The sequence below is a fragment of the Janthinobacterium sp. AD80 genome (genome assembly GCF_002878455.1).
Classification (GTDB): domain Bacteria; phylum Pseudomonadota; class Gammaproteobacteria; order Burkholderiales; family Burkholderiaceae_D; genus Janthinobacterium.
In genome coordinates, this window is record NZ_NRDQ01000063.1 from 1 (window position 1) to 18,810 (window position 18,810).

At 59.1% G+C, this 18,810-nt stretch carries 19 protein-coding genes and 1 tRNA gene; 10 read left to right on the top strand and 10 right to left on the bottom strand.

Annotated elements, in window-relative coordinates; all coding sequences use genetic code 11:
• The 4 genes from JaAD80_RS13695 to JaAD80_RS13710 all read left to right on the top strand — a co-directional run.
• A partial coding sequence (locus tag JaAD80_RS13695; protein ID WP_102294780.1) for an acyl-CoA dehydrogenase family protein occupies positions 1-1,300 on the top strand: 1,300 nt, incomplete at its 5' end.
• Between the two features lie 167 nt (positions 1,301-1,467).
• On the top strand, positions 1,468-2,118 hold the full coding sequence (gene upp / locus JaAD80_RS13700) for a uracil phosphoribosyltransferase (RefSeq protein WP_010398816.1): 651 nt from the start codon (positions 1,468-1,470) through the stop codon (positions 2,116-2,118).
• 23 nt (positions 2,119-2,141) lie between these two features.
• The gene (locus JaAD80_RS13705) at positions 2,142-2,504 is read left to right on the top strand and encodes an Hpt domain-containing protein (protein WP_102294782.1); all 363 of its coding nucleotides are present in this window, start codon (positions 2,142-2,144) and stop codon (positions 2,502-2,504) included.
• 299 nt (positions 2,505-2,803) lie between these two features.
• Complete coding sequence (locus tag JaAD80_RS13710; protein ID WP_010398811.1) at positions 2,804-3,007, top strand: cold-shock protein; 204 nt, start codon at positions 2,804-2,806, stop codon at positions 3,005-3,007.
• Positions 3,008-3,635: 628 nt separating this feature from the next.
• Here JaAD80_RS13710 and JaAD80_RS13715 read toward each other — a convergent pair.
• Complete coding sequence (locus JaAD80_RS13715; protein WP_102294784.1) at positions 3,636-4,547, bottom strand: LysR family transcriptional regulator; 912 nt, start codon at positions 4,545-4,547, stop codon at positions 3,636-3,638.
• Between the two features lie 214 nt (positions 4,548-4,761).
• Here JaAD80_RS13715 and aceB point away from each other — a divergent pair, with 214 nt between their 5' ends.
• Entirely contained in the window at positions 4,762-6,360 is a 1,599-nt protein-coding gene (gene aceB, locus JaAD80_RS13720; RefSeq protein ID WP_102294786.1) for a malate synthase A, read from the top strand.
• Between the two features lie 124 nt (positions 6,361-6,484).
• Here aceB and gloB read toward each other — a convergent pair whose 3' ends face one another.
• A complete protein-coding gene (gloB, locus tag JaAD80_RS13725) occupies positions 6,485-7,294 on the bottom strand; it encodes a hydroxyacylglutathione hydrolase (RefSeq protein WP_102294788.1) in 810 nt (269 codons plus the stop codon).
• A 19-nt stretch (positions 7,295-7,313) separates the two neighbouring features.
• Between gloB and JaAD80_RS13730 the strand changes: the two genes are divergently transcribed.
• The 4 genes from JaAD80_RS13730 to JaAD80_RS13745 all read left to right on the top strand — a co-directional run bounded on the left by JaAD80_RS13730 (position 7,314) and on the right by JaAD80_RS13745 (position 9,605).
• Entirely contained in the window at positions 7,314-8,090 is a 777-nt protein-coding gene (locus JaAD80_RS13730; RefSeq protein ID WP_102294789.1) for a class I SAM-dependent methyltransferase, read from the top strand.
• Entirely contained in the window at positions 8,083-8,532 is a 450-nt protein-coding gene (gene rnhA, locus JaAD80_RS13735; RefSeq protein WP_102294790.1) for a ribonuclease HI, read from the top strand. Before JaAD80_RS13730 ends, rnhA begins: the two co-directional genes overlap by 8 nt.
• A gap of 202 nt (positions 8,533-8,734) precedes the next feature.
• Complete coding sequence (dnaQ, locus tag JaAD80_RS13740; RefSeq protein WP_102294792.1) at positions 8,735-9,451, top strand: DNA polymerase III subunit epsilon; 717 nt, start codon at positions 8,735-8,737, stop codon at positions 9,449-9,451.
• Positions 9,452-9,530: 79 nt separating this feature from the next.
• Positions 9,531-9,605 (top strand) — tRNA-Val (locus JaAD80_RS13745).
• An 86-nt stretch (positions 9,606-9,691) separates the two neighbouring features.
• Here the strand turns inward: JaAD80_RS13745 and JaAD80_RS13750 are convergent.
• From JaAD80_RS13750 to JaAD80_RS31225, 3 genes are read right to left on the bottom strand one after another with little or no spacing between them, the layout of a single operon-like run.
• Positions 9,692-10,195 carry a site-specific integrase gene (locus tag JaAD80_RS13750; protein WP_102294794.1) on the bottom strand — a complete coding sequence of 168 codons (504 nt, stop codon included), beginning with the start codon at positions 10,193-10,195 and terminating at the stop codon, positions 9,692-9,694.
• Positions 10,182-10,445 (bottom strand): DUF1364 domain-containing protein, encoded by a 264-nt coding sequence (locus tag JaAD80_RS13755; RefSeq protein ID WP_258002986.1) that lies wholly within the window; start codon positions 10,443-10,445, stop codon positions 10,182-10,184. The genes JaAD80_RS13750 and JaAD80_RS13755 overlap by 14 nt, the downstream gene beginning before the upstream one ends.
• Positions 10,446-10,493: 48 nt before the next feature.
• On the bottom strand, positions 10,494-10,646 hold the full coding sequence (locus JaAD80_RS31225; protein ID WP_219726825.1) for a hypothetical protein: 153 nt from the start codon (positions 10,644-10,646) through the stop codon (positions 10,494-10,496).
• 89 nt (positions 10,647-10,735) lie between these two features.
• On the opposite strand from JaAD80_RS31225, the gene JaAD80_RS13760 reads away from it, so the two are divergent.
• The gene (locus tag JaAD80_RS13760) at positions 10,736-11,356 is read left to right on the top strand and encodes a hypothetical protein (RefSeq protein ID WP_102294795.1); all 621 of its coding nucleotides are present in this window, start codon (positions 10,736-10,738) and stop codon (positions 11,354-11,356) included.
• A 62-nt stretch (positions 11,357-11,418) separates the two neighbouring features.
• Here JaAD80_RS13760 and JaAD80_RS30710 read toward each other — a convergent pair whose 3' ends face one another.
• The 5 genes from JaAD80_RS30710 to JaAD80_RS13780 all read right to left on the bottom strand — a co-directional run bounded on the left by JaAD80_RS30710 (position 11,419) and on the right by JaAD80_RS13780 (position 18,784).
• Positions 11,419-11,658, bottom strand: coding sequence for a hypothetical protein (locus tag JaAD80_RS30710; RefSeq protein ID WP_180979412.1), 240 nt, complete (start codon positions 11,656-11,658; stop codon positions 11,419-11,421).
• 138 nt (positions 11,659-11,796) lie between these two features.
• Positions 11,797-12,189 carry a hypothetical protein gene (locus tag JaAD80_RS30325; protein ID WP_146012383.1) on the bottom strand — a complete coding sequence of 131 codons (393 nt, stop codon included), beginning with the start codon at positions 12,187-12,189 and terminating at the stop codon, positions 11,797-11,799.
• A gap of 571 nt (positions 12,190-12,760) precedes the next feature.
• Complete coding sequence (locus JaAD80_RS31865) at positions 12,761-15,850, bottom strand: S8 family serine peptidase (RefSeq protein ID WP_102294797.1); 3,090 nt, start codon at positions 15,848-15,850, stop codon at positions 12,761-12,763.
• A 40-nt stretch (positions 15,851-15,890) separates the two neighbouring features.
• Positions 15,891-16,649, bottom strand: a complete 759-nt coding sequence (locus tag JaAD80_RS30715; RefSeq protein WP_180979413.1) for an NF038120 family PEP-CTERM protein — start codon at positions 16,647-16,649, stop codon at positions 15,891-15,893.
• Positions 16,650-17,620: 971 nt separating this feature from the next.
• Positions 17,621-18,784 (bottom strand): MFS transporter, encoded by a 1,164-nt coding sequence (locus tag JaAD80_RS13780; protein WP_102294799.1) that lies wholly within the window; start codon positions 18,782-18,784, stop codon positions 17,621-17,623.
• Between the last annotated feature and the right edge of the window lie 26 nt (positions 18,785-18,810).

An 18,810-nucleotide genomic window follows, 5' to 3' on the forward strand; every position in this document is an offset into this window, starting at 1 on the left:
AAACGGCGCGCAATGCCCGGTGACGATGACGTATGCCTCCGTCCCCGCGCTGCGCCAGGCCAGCGGCTTGCCGCAGATCGCCGCGCGCTGGCTGCCGAAAATCCTTTCGCGCGACTACGATCCCCGCTCCCTGCCGGTGGAGCAGAAGCGTGGCGCCCTGGTCGGCATGGGCATGACGGAAAAGCAGGGCGGCTCCGACGTGCGCGGCAATACCACGTGCGCCACCCGGGTGCCGCCATCCGAGGCGCAAGCGCTGTTCGGCGGGCAGGCGGACGGCGCCTGGCGCATCGTCGGCCACAAATGGTTTTTTTCGGCGCCGCAAAGCGATGCCCACCTGATCCTGGCGCAGGCGGAAGAAGAGGGCTTGTCGTGTTTCTTCCTGCCGCGTTTCCTGCCGGACGGCAGCCGCAACGCCATCCGCGTGCAACGCCTGAAAGACAAGCTGGGCAACCGCTCGAACGCCTCGTCGGAGGTGGAATTCGTCAACGCCTATGGCTGGCTGGTCGGGCAGGCGGGGCGCGGCATTCCCACCATCCTGGAAATGGCCAGCCACACGCGCCTCGATTGCGTGCTGGGCAGCGCGGGCATCATGCGCGCGGCCCTGACGCAGGCGCTGCACCACGCGCGCCAGCGGGCCGTGTTCGGCAAGCCGCTGGTGGAGCAGCCGCTGATGCGCAACGTGCTGGCCGACCTGGCGCTGGAGTCGGAAGCGGCCACGGCCTTTGCCTTGCGCCTGGCCCGCTGCTTCGATGAAAAGGATGACCCGCAGCAAGCCATGCTGGCACGCGTGCTCACGCCAGCCGGCAAATACTGGATCTGCAAGCGCGGTCCCGGCTTTGGCGCGGAGGCGATGGAAGTGCTGGGTGGCACGGGCTACGTGGAAGAGGCGCCGCTGGCGCGCCTGTATCGCGAGCTGCCCGTCAACTCCATATGGGAAGGGTCGGGCAATGTGATGTGCCTGGATGTCTTGCGTGCTTTCGGCAAGACGCCGGCCGCGCGCGAGGCCCTGGCGGCCGAGCTGGTGCTGGCTGGCGATGAACACGCCGCCTTTGCCGACTACCGCGCGCGCCTGCTGGCCGACCTGGACGGGCCGCAAGGCGATGAGTTCGGTGCGCGGCAATTGGCCGAGCGCATCGTGCTGGCCGTGCAGGCCGGCTTGCTGCTGCGCCATGCACCGCCGTTTGTCGCGCAAGCGTTCCTGCAGTCGCGCCTGGTACAAGCGCCGGGCGGCGCGTATGGCCGCTTGCCGGCCGGCATTGATTGCCCGGCCATCCTGGCGCGTGCGCTGCGTGAGTATTGAGTTTGCGCGGGAGCTTGCAACGGTGCATCCATGCAATTATTTCGTAAATTCCGGCCACAGCCGGGCTGCGGGCTGGGATAATGCTGCAATCCATGATTTTATCGACACACAGCGCGCTTGCGATGCAGGCATGTCGCCGCGCCAGAGAGTAGAGAAAGAAAAACAACATGAAACAAGACCCACGCTTCCCGAATTTGTTCATTACCGATCATCCTTTGATCCAGCACAAACTGAGCCACATGCGCGAGCACGACACGTCCACGCGCACCTTCCGTGAATTGCTCAAGGAAATCACCTTGCTGATGGGTTACGAGATCACGCGCGACCTGCCGCTGACCACGCGTGAAATCAAGACCCCGCTGGTGACCATCGATGCGCCCGTCATCGCCGGCAAGAAACTGGCCATCGTGCCCATCCTGCGTGCCGGCATCGGCATGAGCGACGGCTTGCTGAACCTGGTGCCATCGGCGCGCGTGGGCCATATCGGCGTCTACCGCGACCCGGCCACCCACATGCCGGTGGAATACCTGGTGCGCCTGCCGGACCTGAACGAGCGCACCTTCATCCTGTGCGACCCGATGGTGGCGACCGGCAATTCGGCCGTGTACGCCGTCGACGTGCTGAAAAAACGCGGCGTCACGGACGAGCAGATCATCTTCCTGGCCCTGGTGGCCGCGCCGGAAGGCGTGACCGTGTTCCAGAACGCGCATCCGAACGTCAAGATGTTCTGCGCCTCGCTCGATTCGCACCTGGACGACCACGCCTACATCGTGCCTGGCCTGGGCGATGCCGGCGACCGCATCTTCGGCACCAAGTAAGCGACTTTCAGGCGAGTATTGCGATGGCAACCTTGATCGATCCGGATTTCCGCGCCCGTTTGCGCGCCTTGAACGACAAATATGCTGCTGGCGTGCCAGCCCTGCTGCAGGCGATCGCGCAGGCACGCGCCCGCTGCGATGCGGAAGGGCCGCGCCTGGAGCCGTTGACGGACCTGCACCGGGCGCTGCACGCGGTGGCCGGCTCGGCCGCCACCTTCGGCTTCGCCGCGCTGGGCCAGGAATGCCGGCGCATCGAGCAGCTGGTGCGCACCCTGCTCAATGAGCCAGGACAGGCGCTGGCCGACTGGCCGGCCGTGAACGTACAGGTGGGGGCGCTGTTGCGCTGGGCGGAGCGCGATGCGGCCGCCACCCATTTCAGCGCCTGAGCGACCGCATCATAGGTGGTGTGGTTGCAATGATTCATTTGATGCAACGCAAAGCCCTTGCGTCGCAGATTAGGATATAGTGTGTCCATGCCGCTGGTACAGGGCGCAGCAAGACCGGGATTTGGCTATTAAAGTAGTGTTCGCAAGTTTATTTTGCGAAAGAATGGTTTTTCTCAGTTTTGTTGGTATAATTGGGCATCGTTGGATTCGAGGTAGTAGTGCAGTTTGTCTGTCATTTCTTTCTTGCTTCAAACGATATAACGGGCGCAAGCCCAACTTAACTGAAATAGGAAATTGTAATGGCAACTGGCATCGTAAAATGGTTCAATGATTCGAAGGGTTTCGGCTTTATTACCCCTGACGAAGGCGGCGAAGATCTGTTCGCTCACTTCTCGGCTATCCAGTCGAACGGCTTCAAGTCCCTGCAAGAGAACCAACGCGTTTCTTTTGAAGTGACCGCTGGCCCTAAAGGCAAGCAAGCTTCGAACATTCAGCCAATCTAATACGCTGGATCAAACGAAATAAAGAAATCCTCGGTCTCCGGGGATTTTTTTTCGCCTGGATTTTCGTGAAGCTGGGGTTTGCACGCTGTTCCGCGGGCCTTTTCCCCGCACGCGGCCATTTCTGGCGGGCTTTGCCTCCGCGATGTGGCTTCGCCGCGCTCATCGTAGGTCCGCTTGGCGCTTGCGCGTAAGCCGACACGCAGGTGTTTGCAGGTTGTGCGGGCTGGTGTCGGCTTACGCCGCGCTAAGCCGACCTACGCCGACCTACGCAAATCCACCTCAACCCGCGCCTGATTTTTCGCCGGCGCCTGTCTCGAGCGAAGTGGCATCGCCGCTCTTACCGTAGGTCGGCTTAGCGCTTGCGCGTAAGCCGACATGCAGGTGTTTGCAGGATGGTCGGGCTGGTGTCGGCTTACGCTGCGCCAAGCCGACCTACGCCGACCTGCGCCTACCTATGCCACCGCGCCGGTATGGTTTCGGTCGCTGACGTCGCGACGCCGGACAAAACCGTCGCGAGCGGAAGGCGGAGGTGGCCGAGAGGCGCAAGCGTACTCGGTGCCACGGGCACCGAGCCGGTGCGCATCGCAGGCCGCCTGTGCCGACGCGCGGCAGGTTTGGTCCGGTGCCTTCAGATCGCCCGTTCGCGCCAGTAATCAGCTTGCGCATAGCTGTGCCGTAAAAAATCCACAAATGCCCGTATGCGCAGTGGCAAATGCCGGCGCTGGGCGAACACGGCGTAAATGTCATTGCCGGGTGCCGCAAACTGGTCCAGCACGGTCACCAGCTGGCCCGATGCGATCTCGGCGCCCACTTCCCACATCGAACGCCAGGCCAGGCCCTTGCCGGCCAATGCCCAGTCGTGCAGCACTTCGCCATCGTTGCAGACCATGTTGCCCGTTACTTTCAGGGTCACGTTTTTGCCGTTTTCACGGAAGGTCCAGCCCCGTTGGCTGCCTTCGCTGCTGATCGCCAGGCAATTATGCTTCGCCAGGTCGGCCGGGATGCGCGGCGTGCCCGCGCGTTTCAGGTAGGCTGGCGAACCGACCAGCACGCGTTGGTTGTCCGCCAGTTTTGTGCTCACCAGCGAGGAATCGGACAGGCTGGCGATGCGGATGGCCACGTCGATGCCTTCGCCGATCAGGTCGACCAGGCGGTCGTTCAGGTTCAGCGACACCGTCACGTCGCGGTGCTCGGCGACAAAAGAGGGGATCAATGGTGCCACGTGCTGGCGGCCGAAGCCGGCCGGCGCGGAAATGAGCAAATGGCCGCTGGCCTTCACGCTGCGTTCGGCCACTGCCGATTCCGCTTCTTCCAGTTCCCCCAAGATGCGCTGGCAATCTTCCAGGAAGGCGGTGCCTTCATTTGTCAGGGCCAGCTTGCGTGTCGTGCGCTGCAGCAATTTCACGCCGAGGCGCTGCTCCAGCGCGTCGAGGCGGCGGCCGATCATGGCTGGCGCGATGCCCTCGGCGCGCGCGGCGGCCGAGAGGCTGCCCTTGGCAACCACTTCGACGAAGGTGGATATTTGTCTGAACTGACCCATGGCATGCTCCCGTTACGCACTCACTTGTGATAAAAACGCATAGATGAAGTGATTATTAGTCTCGTTTCCATGCTTTATAGTGCAATACTATAGAGCAAACGTAGCGCCAGGCAGAGTGTTTTTTGTCCTCGCCCGGCGTGATGCCGCCATCGTTGCGCATATACTTTGATCACCAGATTACTTTTGCTTATATTTACTAAAAACGGAGAACTTCATGACGCAGACGCACATCGCACTTCCCGAAGGCATGCAAATCACGGGTGAAATCAAGCCCGGCTATGAACAGATTTTGACGCCGGCCGCATTGGATCTGATTGCCAAGCTGACGCGCGCTTTCGAGCCGCGCCGCCAGGAATTGCTCGCCGTGCGCGTGGAGCGGGCCAAGCGCCTCGACGCGGGCGAGCGTCCTGATTTCCTGCCAGAAACCGCACACATCCGCGATGGCGACTGGAAGATCGCGCCGATCCCGAAAGCGCTGGAATGCCGCCGCGTGGAAATTACCGGCCCGGTCGAGCGCAAGATGGTGATCAACGCCTTCAATTCCGGCGCCGACAGCTACATGACGGACTTTGAAGACTCGAACACGCCAAACTGGGATAACCAGCTGACTGGCCAGATAAATATGTTCGATGCCGTGCGCAAGACGATTTCGCTGGAGCAAAATGGCAAGTCGTACAAGCTGAACGACAAGATTGCCACCCTCGTCGTGCGTCCGCGCGGCTGGCACCTCGATGAAAAGCATGTGCTGGTCGACGGCAAGCGCATTTCCGGCGGCATCTTTGATTTCGCCCTGTTCATGTTCCATAACGCCAAGGAACAGCTGGCGCGCGGCGCCGGCCCGTACTTCTACCTGCCGAAGATGGAATCGCACCTGGAAGCGCGGCTGTGGAACGACATCTTTGTCATGACACAGAATGAGTTGGGTTTGCCACAAGGCACGATCAAGGCGACTGTGCTGATCGAAACCATCCTGGCCGCGTTTGAAATGGATGAAATCCTGTACGAACTGAAAGAACACAGCTCGGGCCTGAACGCGGGCCGCTGGGATTACATCTTCTCGTGCATCAAGAAATTCAAGCTGGACAAGGATTTCTGCCTGGCCGACCGCGCCAAGGTCACCATGACGGCCCCGTTCATGCGCGCCTACGCCTTGCTGCTGTTGAAAACCTGTCACAAGCGTGGCGCACCCGCCATCGGCGGCATGGCAGCCTTGATCCCGATCAAGAACGATCCGGAAAAGAACGACATCGCCATGGGTGGCGTGCGCAACGACAAGGCGCGCGATGCTACCGATGGCTATGACGGCGGCTGGGTGGCCCATCCGGGTCTGGTGGAACTGGCCATGGGCGAGTTCACCAAAGTGCTCGGTGACAAGCCGAACCAGATCGACAAACAGCGTCCGGACATCGACGTGAAAGCGTCGGACTTGCTGAACTTCCAGCCGGAAGCGCCGATCACGGAAGCGGGCTTGCGCTACAACATCAACGTCGGCATCCACTACCTGGGCAGCTGGCTGGCAGGCAATGGCTGCGTACCGATCCACAACCTGATGGAAGATGCGGCCACGGCCGAGATCAGCCGTTCGCAAGTGTGGCAGTGGATTCGTTCCACCAAGGGCGTGCTGGAAGATGGCCGCAAGGTCACGGCCGAGATGGTGCGCGCCATGATTCCGGAAGAGCTGGCCAAGGTGCAGCGCGATGCGCCAGGCGGCGATGGCCCGACCTATGTGCGCGCCGGCCAGATCTTCGAAGAAATGTCGACGTCGGCATCGTTCGCCGAATTCCTGACCCTGCCGCTGTATGAAGAAATCTGATCCTGATCAAATAGGGCTATAAAAAAATCCCGGCAGACGCTGCTTGCGTTGCCGGGATTTTTGGTATTGCGGCGAACATCGCAGGCTGCCTATGCTGACGCGCAGCAGCTTTGCTCAAGCCTTGTCAGAAATTGTTCTTCCACATGCGCAGGGCGGCAAACGCTTCCACGGGCGAGGCATCGGTGGCAAGCTTGCCTTCCACCTTCAGGCTGTTCAGGATGGCCGGTTCGCGGTAGCGCAGGAAGGGATTGGTGGCTTTTTCCAGGCCGATGGTCGACGGCACGGTCGACATACCCTGCTGGCGTTTTTCCGTATCGACGGCGATGCGTTCCTGCAAGGCCTGGTTGCCCGGCTCGACCGCATTGGCAAAGCGCAGATTGGACAAGGTGTACTCATGCGCGCAAAATACCTGCGTATCGTCGGGCAGGGCTGCCAGCTTGCCCAGCGAGTCGGCCATCTGGCCCGGCGTGCCTTCGAACAGGCGGCCGCAACCACCGGCAAACAGGGTGTCGCCGGAGAATAGCCAGGGCGACTCGCCTTGCTCCGTAGGCTGCCGTACGTAGGCGATATGTCCCTTGGTGTGGCCAGGCACATCAATGACGGTCATTTGCAAGCCCAGGTCGGGCACATAGGCGACATCGCCTTCGGCAAGCGGTTCCGTGATCGCTGTGATAGCCTCATTGCGCGGGCCGAAGACGGGGACGGCGAAATGCTGCAACAATTCAGGCACGCCACCCGTGTGGTCAGCGTGGTGATGCGTGAGTAAAATGGCAGACAAGGTCAGCTGATGCGCCTTGAGCGCGTCGAGGATGGCCATGGCATCGCCGGGGTCGACCACGGCGGCACGGCTGCCATCATGGATCAGCCACAGGTAGTTGTCGGCAAAAGCAGGCACGGCAAGTACCGATAAAGCATGTTCAGGGGAGTGGGTCATGAGTAAAAGAGAAAACTGAATGGACAATGCGGCATCCGAAAAATCCATTATAGCGCTTGACGGCTGGCTGCAGACGCCGGCCGGTCTGTACGTGCGTGCGTGGGAGCAGCAATGCCTCGACAGCCTGACGGTCGACATCTTCGGCTTTAACGCCGTGCAGATCGGCTTGCCCCAGCTGGACGCGCTGGCTGCCAGCCGCATGCCCAACAAATGGCTGCTCGATTCGCGCCTGCCGTCGCGGCCGCCCCTGGATAGCCGCCTGACCCTGGTGTCGGCCTTCGACGAGCTGCCATTCGATTCGCAAAGCCTGGACTTGGTGGTGCTGCCGCACGTGCTCGAATTTGCGGCCGAGCCGCACCAGGTCTTGCGCGAAGTGGAGCGCGTGCTGATCCCGGAAGGGCGTGTGATCGTCTGCGGCTTCAATCCGGCCAGCCTGTGGGGCGCGCGCCAGGGCCTGGGCAGGGTGACGGGCAGGCACTACTTGCCGCAGGCGGGCGAGCTGATCTCTATGCCGCGCATGAAAGACTGGTTAAAATTGCTGAACATGGGCGTGAGTGAAAGCCATTTTGGCTGCTACGCGCCCGCTTGCCGCACAGAAAAATGGCTGCGCCGCCACGCTTTCATGGACCGGGCAGGCGCGCGCTGGTGGCCATATCTGGGCGCAGTGTATATAGTGCAGGCGATCAAGCGTGTCAAAGGGATGCGTTTGATCGGTCCGGCGTGGACCAAGAAACCGGCGACGGCGCCCGCAGGCGCACCGGTCACGAATAAAAGGCGGGAACAGCAAGATGGATAAGGTTGAAACGAAGGTCGAGATTTACGCTGATGGCGCATGCAAGGGCAATCCCGGCACAGGCGGCTGGGGCGCTTTGATGGTGGCCGATGGTGCGAAGAAAGAGATTTACGGCGGGGAACTGAATACGACGAATAACCGCATGGAACTGAAGGCCGTGATAGAAGCCTTGACGGCGCTCAAACGTCCCTGCCAGGTGGTGATGTATACCGATAGCCAGTACGTGCAAAAGGGGATCAGTGAATGGATCCACGGCTGGAAGGCGCGCGGCTGGAAAACGGCGGCCAAGGCCCCCGTGAAAAACGTCGATCTGTGGCAGGCGCTCGACGCGGCCCAGGCCGTGCATGAAGTGGAATGGCGCTGGGTGCGCGGCCACAATGGTCATCCGGGCAACGAGCGGGCCGATGCGCTGGCCAACCTCGGTGTGGAAACCGTGCGCGCCTGAGAACGCCCAAGCCAAGCTGCTGCGCGCCGTGCTGTGCGGCCTGTGATGCTCACAGTAGCTGAGTACGGTTGTGCTTATCGAGCGCAAATCACTTGCGCTCGCGACGGTTTTGTCGGGCATTCGAACATGCATGGGTGCGATGACAGCACACGGATTTGCTATACTGTGCCCTTCGCTTTTTGCTTTTAAGACTGAATCTGCCATGCGTCAAATTGTTCTCGATACTGAAACCACCGGCCTGAACCCGCGCACGGGCGACCGCATCCTGGAAATCGGCGCGGTTGAACTGAACAACCGCATGCTGACCGGGAACAATTTTCACCACTACATCAATCCGGAGCGCGATTCGGAAGAGGGCGCGCTGGCCGTCCACGGCCTGACCACCGAATTCCTCAGCGACAAGCCGAAATTCGCTGAAATCGCCGACGAATTCCGCGCCTACATCGCCGGCGCCGAACTGATCATCCACAACGCACCCTTCGATATCGGCTTCCTCAACGCGGAATTCAAGCGCCTGAACCTGCCGCCCGTGCATGAACAAGTGCACGGCGTGATCGACACCCTGGTGCAGGCCAAGGAAATGCACCCCGGCAAGCGCAACTCGCTCGATGCCCTGTGCGACCGCTACGGCGTCTCGAACGCCCACCGCAAACTGCACGGCGCGCTGCTCGACTCGGAATTGCTGGCCGACGTCTACCTGGCCATGACCCGTGGCCAGAACAGCCTGAGCATGGAAGAAGAAGTGGAAGTAGCCGCCGACGGCGCCGCGCTGGAAATCGTGCCGTTGGCCGAAGTCATCTTCCTGGGCGCTACGGCCGACGAACTGGCCGCCCATGAAGCCACCATCGCCGGCCTGGACAAGGCCGCCAAAGGCCAGTGCATCTGGAGCGCCGTGACGGCCCCGCCAGCGGCCGTCTGAAAAAAAGCAGGGCGCGAAAATTTCCTCTCGCCAGCCCTTGCAGATGCCGCAACACCTATGCGATAATTCGCCTCGCTTCGGGAGGTTAGCTCAGGGGTAGAGCACTGCATTCACACTGCAGGGGTCGCAAGTTCGAAACTTGCACTTCCCACCAGAATTCGTAATAAAATCAAGTAGTTACATAAAAGCCTTCTATTCAAATAGAAGGCTTTTTTTATGGGTGTGATTTCTGGGTGTGATTTACTTTTTCTGAACCAATGCCGAGAGCTTATCAAGTACCGCCCGTTGAGCATCGATCTGCAAGTGGGCATATCGCTGCGTCGTTTGAACGTTGCTGTGTCCGAGAATTTTGCTGATTGTATAAAGGTCAACACCAAGGCCAAGCATGATGCTCGCGCAAGAATGGCGCAAGTCGTGAAAATTCACATGCTCCATGCGTGCTTTCACCCTGGACCTGCGCCATGACGACTTCAGCCCGTCGACCGTGATTGTGAGCGGGAAATGTTTAAGCCACGGCCGCAATGCGGGAATGATCGGGATCACGCGCGTTTTCAGCGTTTTTGTGTGACTTGCTGGAAGTCTGATGGTATCGACGCCAATATCTTCCCGGCGAATTTGGAATACCAGATCGGTCAGCGGCACGTCGAAGCCCTTGCGCTGCGCCAGCTTGATCTTGGCTCGCAGGAATTCGCTGTGTTCGACTTCTTTCAGGTGTTTTTGCTCTTGCGGGCTAAAGGCGCTCATGGGTGTTCAATGTAGGATGAATGGCTGTAGGCGCTGCATCGAGCAGGCCCATCGACCGTAAAATTTCGTGTGTGGTGACGACGGCCGCGCGAAAGGCAGCCTCCAGGCCGGCCAGCGACAGATCAGCCGGGCGCGGGCGCCGACCGTCGAGCACGTCGTGGCAGGCGCTGCAGCCGAACGCCGCGGCCGTGTCTGGCGTCTTCAGGCCCATGCCCTTCCCGTCCGCCAAGAAGTTCGAATGGCAAAGCACGGTGGTGTCGGGGTCGAAGTTGCAGACGGCCAGGCGCAGCGTGCAGTTCTAACCGCGCGCGGCGCGCCGGATCGGCGTCGAGCGCGGGCCTTTCGTCTTCATGCCGGCCTTGCGCTTCGGCGCCGTGCGCTGGTGTGACTGTACGGAGAGCATGCCGGTGCTGGGCAAGGGTGAGGTGCGCTTGAATGGTGTGCGCGCCAAAGGTTTTCCCGACTTCATTGATGAGCGCTTCATTTCCCACCGCCAATACTTAACATGTTACTATTCAGCCAACTAAAATAGGAGAAAGTATGGCTTGGTATATCAAATGGGCGATCATGGTTATCGCGGCCGCAATTGGCTTGGGTGGATACAACGGCATACCTTGGTGCAAAATGGGCATTGCTGAGTGGGCATATTGGATTGGCGCGATTGGCACCATTGGCACTTTGATAGGAACGATTTGGCTGGCAACCTCTGAAAACCGCAGAAGGAGGGAGCACGCCCTCAGTACCGCTAGAATTGTCATAGCTAAAATGCAGTTCCCTATGATTCAAACCGCACTTGCAGCGCTTAGAATCAGTAACACACTTGAAGAATATCAAGCTCGAATTCCAACGGAGCAAGGCCTTATCCAGAGAATGCCGCAAAAATGGAAAAACTTGGGCGATGAACTCTCCGCGCAGGAGTATTGGAGCGCTGATGAACTTGTAGCTTTGCTCGCTCTTGATAGAAGTAAAGCTCAATTCATAGCCGAATTTCAATCTCAAATATTGTTTGTGAGCAAGCAACTTACTGGTATTTCCAGTTCGGAGAGAACTGTGCCGCAAATAATGAGTGATGTTCAACGGGCTATTAAAATCCTCCGCGGAGCAGCCACCTCTCTTAGTAAAATAGGAGAGCACTTGAGTAGTGATACTGCCTTCAGCTAGTGATTGATTCAATTCCATAGGCGGAAAATGCAGGGTGCCAACACCAAAAATATCGGATTTAATCATGACGACTTTCCAATCATCGTCACTGCCCTGCGCGCCGCTCCGAGGCGCTTGCGCGCGACCTTGCGCTGCTGGATGGCGTTATGGGCAGCCAGGCAATACGGACAGTCGTCCAGCAGGTGCTGGCTATTCCATAACTGTAACCCCTTCTTTGCACAGGCCAATGACCTGTTCACCGTCGTTGGTACATATGCTGGTTCCAGTTTGCCAGTTTCTTTGTCTGGTATCAGCTTGCTCATATCGCGAATGACGTGATCAGCAAACTCCTGGCGAGATCATCCTGGCGCTCGCACGGGACTGGTCGCAAGGCAGGAAGTATGAGGCAGATTTGGAAGCTGTGTTAGCTGGCTGTGTTTAGAAAGTAGGGGGTAACAGTCTTAACGTCGGGCTAGCAGAGCTGCCCAAGAGGCAGGGGGAACACGCGGTGGTGGTGGGGGCGCGGCTGCTGCCGCTGCCGCCGCTGCCGCAGCAGCAGTAGCTGCCGCTGCTGCTGCGGCAGCCTGTTGGACATTTAAATTTGCATTGCAGTTTGCAATTCTGGTTTGCAAAAAATTGATGGCATTTTGATGACCTGCATCCCTTGGGATGCCGAGTCTTGTCACGAGAGCTGTCGACGCCGTCCGGCCATTAATTGCTAATTGATAAAAATTCTTCGCTTGTTGATAGCGCGCCGCGCCGAAATGTACATCGCCTGTTGCTTCATCATCGTGATAACGCTGAACAAGCGCTGCATTCCTATCCGAATCGGCTTGGTCTTCTGGGCGTGGCATAACGTTGTCCTTTGGTGGCTTTTTTATCACGAGTTGTCATAAGTCAGTAATCGAAGTTCGCAGCCAACTTGAATGGAATTGCCTCCTCTGGCCTAAGTAAATAGTAGGTGAGGTTTTTCAAGTAACACAAGTAACAGTTGCAAGTGCAGCAGCGCAATTGCCCTGAATCGCCACGAGTCTGCTAGACACTCGCGAGCCGTTCAAAATGCCTTCGCTCAAATTCTGCTGGCGAAAGTCCGCATTTGTGCAAGCGCTGGACCTGTCACCCCGGCTGCTAGCCGTGGCGCCGAGGGAGGTGCTGCGGTCCCGTCGCAGGACTACTTTCTGACGCGCTGGTGCGAAATATTCAAGCCTTGATCTTCCAGGCGGAAGAGGCCGCTGCGGCAGGGCGGGCATGCCTCGCGTTTGTGTGGCGCGATTCGATCTAGCGCTTGTGTGTGGAGAGAGCAGGAATGGCGGCTGAACGAAAGAATGGATAAAACGCAAAACGGCGGCACGTCATTGAAGACGTGCCGCCGGGCTCATGCCAAATTGCCGCGATGAAGGTCAGGCACTGCAGTGTGCAGCGAGCTTAAGGGATGATGGGCGAATTTTTAGGGTCGACGGCCAGCACGGTGGTGCCAGCCACGACACCTTTGCTGTCCAGCCATTGCACAGCGCCCAGATAGCGTTTGCCGGCGTCGAGTCCGGACCAGCTCAGGCCCACGGTCGCCTTGCCGGCCGGGTAAGTCTGGCCCGGTGTTCCCGCCTTCAGGTTGCCGCCCACATCGCCGCGCTTGACCATGGCCTGAGATAGAAACAGGTCGGTGGAGATGCGATTGGCAATGATGTTACCAACCACGCAAACGTTGTAGTTGCCTGGGGCTGGATTGCTCATCGTAACGTTTTGATTGCTGCCCGCCTTGCCACTGTAGCTGTGGCGCACGCCATTGCTGTCCAGAATAAATAGGTAGACGTTATTGCCAGAGCCGGTACCGGTATCGCGGTCAAACGTTTCAAAGCGCACAGCGGCCGTGCCCGCGTCGACGGTAAACGGCACCAGCAAGGTGCCCGCGCTTTTGGCGCTGCATTGCCCTACAATATCGACGACAGTCTTCAGCTTGTCCTGAGCCCCTTGAGCGAGCGTCAGGGGCGTGCGTTTAACTTCGCTGAATCCGGCAACCGCAGCCGTCATGGGGCCGCTGATGGCGCTCGTCACACCCAGCAGGCGAGTAGCCGCCGGCTTGTCCGAGTTGATCAAGGGCGCCACTTCCAGTAACTTCGAGCGGGCCACCAGGGGGCTGCGTACTTTGTGCTGGCCATCAGTCCACTCCAGTGCGCCGAACTGCCAGGTATCGGTTGGTGCACTGGTGCGTGTCAGAGTCACGTCGAAGGATTTGCTTTCGCCGGGCTGCAGGCTCAGGCTGGCCGGTGCAACGAGCACGTCGTAGCCATTCAGCGACGCGCTGGCGACATACGTCGCCGCGGCAGTGCCGACATTGCTCACCGTGCGCTTGACGGTTTGCCGAACATACACATTACTCACAGATATCGACGGCAGGTTCAGGTCCAAGCCTGCGTTGGCGACCACTTTGCAACCTGTACCGACTCCCATGTCGCAGACATACTTCTGATACTCGGCTGGCGTGATGTCGTACACCAGGCCAGGATCGGATGCCAGGTTGGGTGCGACGTGGCCGGCGCCCTGGCCGAATGGCAGGATGCCGCGCGCGTCGCGCTCCTGGATATCGGCATGCGTTGCACTTGCCGTGGTCATGAGCGCCGACTTGATGGCGGCAGCAGACCAGGTGGGGTGCTCCTGGCGCAGCAAGGCAGCCAGGCCGGCCACATGGGGACTGGACATGGAGGTGCCTTGCAAGAACTGCCAGCTGGCTGGCGGCACGATGGTGCCGGCAATGATGGACGCGTGCTCGGCCTTCGTCATGCCCGGCGTGTAGCCGGCCAGCACATCGACGCCCGGGGCGGTGAGATCTGGCTTGAGCACATTGCCGTCGTACCTGTTGGGCCCGCGTGAGGAAAAGTCGGCGACGACAGGGGACGCAGCCGACTTTTTGCCGAAGCTTGCCGCCGACAGTGCCACAGCCGCGGTGGCGGTGCCTGCATAAGCACGGATCAGTGCGCCGTCTGCGGCAGTCACGTGCACCGTCGGGACTGCATGTATTTCCGCCACCAGTCCGACGCCATTGTCAACCATCACCATGCCCACGCCGCCGGCTTCCTTGACAGCAAAACTCTTGTCCACGCGGTCGTTTGCGCCACGCGTGCAGACGACTACCTTGCCCGCCGCCTTGGCTGGGTCGAGCAGGGCCACTCCGGCATTTGCCGTACTGCTATAGCACTTGCTCAGTTTGTCGGCATTTGCACCTGTCAGGCCTGCGTCTTCGGCGCGGATCAGCGGTTGCCGGGGCAGTGCGGCCACATTGCCGGAAGCGCCCTGATATTGTTTGCCATCGGCCAATAGCACGCTGGCAGTGCCAGGGCCCCGGTCATGCGTCGATGCCGCGACGGTAGTCAGCCAGGGGCTGACATGCGCGACTTCATTGGACGGCCCGCTGTTGCCACCTGAGGCAGCGACAAACACGCCGGCGCTGGCCGCACTCAGGAATGCCTTCTCCACAACGTCATCGATTTTTTCGCCGCCACTGATCGAAAAGTTAAGTACATTCACACCGTCGATGATGGCTTGTTCGACTGCCTTGGCAGAGTCTGAGCCATAGCACGTATTTCTGCCTGCGCTCGCCGCCGTTGGAAAAGTCCAGCACACCTTGTAAACGGCGATCCGCGCGCGCGGCGCCATGCCTGAAATATTGATAAGGCCGCTGCCGGCCAGGCTATTGCCGGCCGCAGTGCTTGCAGTGTGGGTGCCGTGGCCGCCTTGGCCGACCGAACCTCCCAGCGAATCTCGGGGCGACCGGAAGTCGCTCCAGTGCATGACAGGCTGCTGGGCGCGGAAGGTACTGTCGAAATAGCGCGCACCTATCAGCTTATTATTGCAGTGGTCAGATGTAAATCCTTCTCCCGTCTGGCAGATGCCTTTCCAGCTGGCTGGCGGCGGGCCGTAGGCCAGGGTAGCGCCCGGGTCGAAGGTCGGTGCGCCATTCGTGTCGATACGGTCGGCAAAGGCGGGATTTTCCGGCCAGACGCCGCTATCGATAATGCCGACAACGATATCCTCCCCCGCCTGCGTGCGCCCGCCCAGCTTGCTCCACAAGCCATCGGGCTGGTCCAGTCCCAGGAACGTGGGCGTGCTCACGGTTTGCGACGGTTGTTCCACATCGGCCTTGATGCTGGCCACGTCTTCGCTGGCCTTCAACTGCAGCACTTCGGCATCCGTCAGCATGGCGGCAAAGCCGTTCAGTACCGTCACATATTGATGCTGCACAGGTGCATCGGCCACGATGGCCTGGACTGCCTGCAGCTTGCTTTCCAGGTAGCCAGCATACTGCAGGGCATTGCCGCTGTTCACATCCAGGCGTTCGCCAGGAGCGGGTTTGGTGGCGGGGAAGCCATCGATGCCTCCGGTGTAAGTGGCGAGCGGTTCCGCTTTCAATTGCACGATATAAGGACGACGCACGTCATCGCCTCCCGAAGGGGCGGCGTGGACGCTGGAGATGCTGCAAAGCAGCACGGCGATGGCAAGGCAGATAGGGCGTAATTGCATGGGTTATCCTCGGTATGTGGGGTGTGCGGGGCAGGGAAAATCAGGCGCGGCGGCGGGAGACGGCAGCGATGCCTGCCAGGCCCAACAGAAGCATCGCGTAGGTCGATGGTTCCGGCACGGCGCTGATGCTGAAGTTGAGGTTGTCGAGGGCAAACTGTCCCTGGTTATTGCCGATGCCGCACACGCCCGCCGTGTTGCAACTGAGGGCGGATATCTGCATGCCGCTGAAGTCGAGCGCATTCATGGCGCTGTTGAAACTGTATTGATGGAAGGGAAAAGTCAGGGGGCCAACCAAACTTTTGGGTGCTGGGAGATCGAAAGTTTGCGATAGCGATAAGCCATTCCCATAGAAACCCTGCACCAGCAGGCGCCCGGCCAGCGCATTAGCGTCGCTGATGATGAAACTGGCATCGAAGCCCTGTACTTTGAAGGTGCTGCCGCCTTGCACGCCATGGATGCTGAGTATGCCATCGTTCAAGCCGCCATAGTAGTTACCGGTATTGCCGAGTGGACAAACGAGATTGCTGCAAAACCCGTTGTCGCTACCGTCGATGATGGCACCTACCAGCGATCCGCTGGCGCCATTGATATCTGAACCGCTGAGCTTCAAGCCACGCTGTTCGATGCTGCTACCGCTGAAAATCAAGTCATTGCCGAGTCCTTCGAAATCAATGACATCGGCGTGCACGGCGGGAGCCAGGGTGGTAAGCGAGCAAAATATAGCGCCGGCCAGACTTTTGTAAAGTGCAGAACCGGCATGGATGCCAGGTACGGTAAAACGGTTGGCAGAGTGATTCATGTTCATCCCTATGGAGATAGTTTTTGATTGGTCGTCCGCGCCGGGTCGGTGCGAATAACATGTCGTCCAGAAAATGTTGGACTAAGTAAACTATATCCATAATGATATTTAAGTGTAATTTTTTTAATGGTTGATATGAAAAACAAAACTTGTCATTACTTGCATGTTAGTTATTCTCACTCTACAAGTAACCAATAGTAGTTAAAAAATAAATGCAAACCGTTGAAAAAAAACGACACTTGTTTGTGCGCTGGTATTTCAAACAAGATATGTGCGTCAAGACAGGTCGATGCAGCGGGCATTACGACGAAAACCAGCCATTCCCAGGGTGTTTTCGCATGTTTTTCAGCAAAAAAATAAATTAATTATCATAAAAGTCAAATTTACTTTTGAGTAATTTTTCAACTTTTATTTGGAAATTATGGCGTATGGATAAGTGAAATTTCAAATGTGTTAACGTATTTTGACTCCTAGTTATATTTCCATGCTGCAAGAAACCAGACTGATATCCAGGCATGTTCACGCTATGGTCCAGTTCGCTTGTTTTCGGCGGTGAAGGCCACTCGTCTTGTTGGATGTGGAGCTGGACCGGTCCGGTCATTGGACGCCATGGCTGCGTTGGTGCGCTGAATGAGGAGCGCCGCCGGCACATTGTGCATATGGGGGCTGCGGGTCTGGTCAGGCGCTGGGCAATGCTGTCCAGGAATTGCACTCCACCATATAGGGTGCAGTTTGGAAGCGCGCGTCGGACAGCTTGGGCTGATCCATGCTTCGCTTCGAGTGTGGCTGGATGGCCGGTCTTGCTTTTGATAATGCCACTGCCTACATGGCAAGTTCAGAACTCGTCCTTTTCACTAAAAATTCGCAATACAATCAGGGGCTTGTAAAAAGCCGACAATGATGTAGACGGCATTCTTGTTGGGTGCAGATAAGGCTGACGGGCGGCTGACCATGCCGACCGCCCGCAACTATTAATGCGACAAAACCGAATCGCGCGACCGGTGCCCCAGGTAAGGCAGCAGGCTGATCAGGCCAAGCAGGGCCAGCGCGACGCCGACCCACAGCGGCGAGCGCAAGCCGTAGCCGGTGGCGATGCCAAGGCCGCCTAGCCAGGAACCGGCGCCCAGGCCGATGTTGATGACGGAGGTGTGCACCGTGTTGACCAGCGGCCCCGGATGGGCGGTCTTCATCACGCGGGCGATGATGGCAGGATTCATCGACATGCCGACCAGGCCCGTGACGACCAGCAAGGCGACGCTGATGGTCTTGTCGTGCGCAAAGACGGCGAACAGCGCCAGGCTGATGCTCAGGATGACCATGCCCCAGACCATGATGAGGGTCGTGTAGCGGTCCGCATAACGGCCGACCACGCCATTGCCCACTACATTGGCGACGCCGTAGACGCCCAGCAGCCAGGGGATGTCGGACGCTTGAAATCCTGTAATGTCCGTCAGGATGGCCGCGAAGTAGCTGAAGGCCGCGAAAATCGCGCCGATGATGAGGCCGCTGCTGGCATACGCTGCCCACAGGTGGCGATTGCGGAACTCGCCCAGTTCATTGCCGAGGCTGACGACTTCCGACGGTTTGCTACGCGGCACCAGCACGGCGATGAGTGCCAGACACATCAGCGCCAGCAGCACCACCAGCCAGAAACTGGCGCGCCATCCCAGGTGCTGGTCGATGAGCGTGGCGACCGGCACGCCCACGACTGATGCGAGCATGAGGCCGCTGATCACGACGGCGGCCGCGCGTCCGCGCGCATTGGGGCTGACGAGTTCGGCACAGATCGCCAGCGACAGGCCAAAGCAGGTGGCGGCGGCCACGCCCGTGACCACCCGCGCGACGGCCAGGATGTCATAGCTGGTGGCGGAGGCGGCAACGGATTGGGCCAGCACATAAAAGCCCAGCAGCCACAGCAGCCCCTGCTTGTTCGGCACGCGCAGCTTGAGCAGGACGATGGTGCTCAGCGGCCCGCCGATGACCATGCCCATGGCATACAGCGAGATCAGATAGCCGATGCGTGTCACCGGTTCGTTCATGGCCTCGGCCAGCGACGGCATCATGCCCGCCACCATGAATTCGGAGGTGGTTAACGAAAAGATCGTCAACCCCAGAATGTATACAACCAGCGGCATAGCAATATCCTTCGAGAGTAATAACA

What these genes read in the sequence shown, in the direction of transcription:
- rnhA (WP_102294790.1), top strand. Translation starts at nt 8,083, where the DNA reads ATGGATAAGGTTGAAACGAAGGTCGAGATTTACGCTGATGGCGCATGC.
- aceB (WP_102294786.1), top strand. Translation starts at nt 4,762, where the DNA reads ATGACGCAGACGCACATCGCACTTCCCGAAGGCATGCAAATCACGGGT.
- JaAD80_RS13705 (WP_102294782.1), top strand. Translation starts at nt 2,142, where the DNA reads ATGGCAACCTTGATCGATCCGGATTTCCGCGCCCGTTTGCGCGCCTTG.
- JaAD80_RS31865 (WP_102294797.1), bottom strand. Translation starts at nt 15,850, where the DNA reads ATGCAATTACGCCCTATCTGCCTTGCCATCGCCGTGCTGCTTTGCAGC.
- JaAD80_RS30710 (WP_180979412.1), bottom strand. Translation starts at nt 11,658, where the DNA reads ATGAGCAAGCTGATACCAGACAAAGAAACTGGCAAACTGGAACCAGCA.
- JaAD80_RS30325 (WP_146012383.1), bottom strand. Translation starts at nt 12,189, where the DNA reads ATGCCACGCCCAGAAGACCAAGCCGATTCGGATAGGAATGCAGCGCTT.
- dnaQ (WP_102294792.1), top strand. Translation starts at nt 8,735, where the DNA reads ATGCGTCAAATTGTTCTCGATACTGAAACCACCGGCCTGAACCCGCGC.
- JaAD80_RS13760 (WP_102294795.1), top strand. Translation starts at nt 10,736, where the DNA reads ATGGCTTGGTATATCAAATGGGCGATCATGGTTATCGCGGCCGCAATT.
- gloB (WP_102294788.1), bottom strand. Translation starts at nt 7,294, where the DNA reads ATGACCCACTCCCCTGAACATGCTTTATCGGTACTTGCCGTGCCTGCT.
- JaAD80_RS30715 (WP_180979413.1), bottom strand. Translation starts at nt 16,649, where the DNA reads ATGAATCACTCTGCCAACCGTTTTACCGTACCTGGCATCCATGCCGGT.
- JaAD80_RS13780 (WP_102294799.1), bottom strand. Translation starts at nt 18,784, where the DNA reads ATGCCGCTGGTTGTATACATTCTGGGGTTGACGATCTTTTCGTTAACC.
- JaAD80_RS13730 (WP_102294789.1), top strand. Translation starts at nt 7,314, where the DNA reads ATGGACAATGCGGCATCCGAAAAATCCATTATAGCGCTTGACGGCTGG.
- JaAD80_RS13710 (WP_010398811.1), top strand. Translation starts at nt 2,804, where the DNA reads ATGGCAACTGGCATCGTAAAATGGTTCAATGATTCGAAGGGTTTCGGC.
- JaAD80_RS13715 (WP_102294784.1), bottom strand. Translation starts at nt 4,547, where the DNA reads ATGGGTCAGTTCAGACAAATATCCACCTTCGTCGAAGTGGTTGCCAAG.
- upp (WP_010398816.1), top strand. Translation starts at nt 1,468, where the DNA reads ATGAAACAAGACCCACGCTTCCCGAATTTGTTCATTACCGATCATCCT.
- JaAD80_RS13750 (WP_102294794.1), bottom strand. Translation starts at nt 10,195, where the DNA reads ATGAGCGCCTTTAGCCCGCAAGAGCAAAAACACCTGAAAGAAGTCGAA.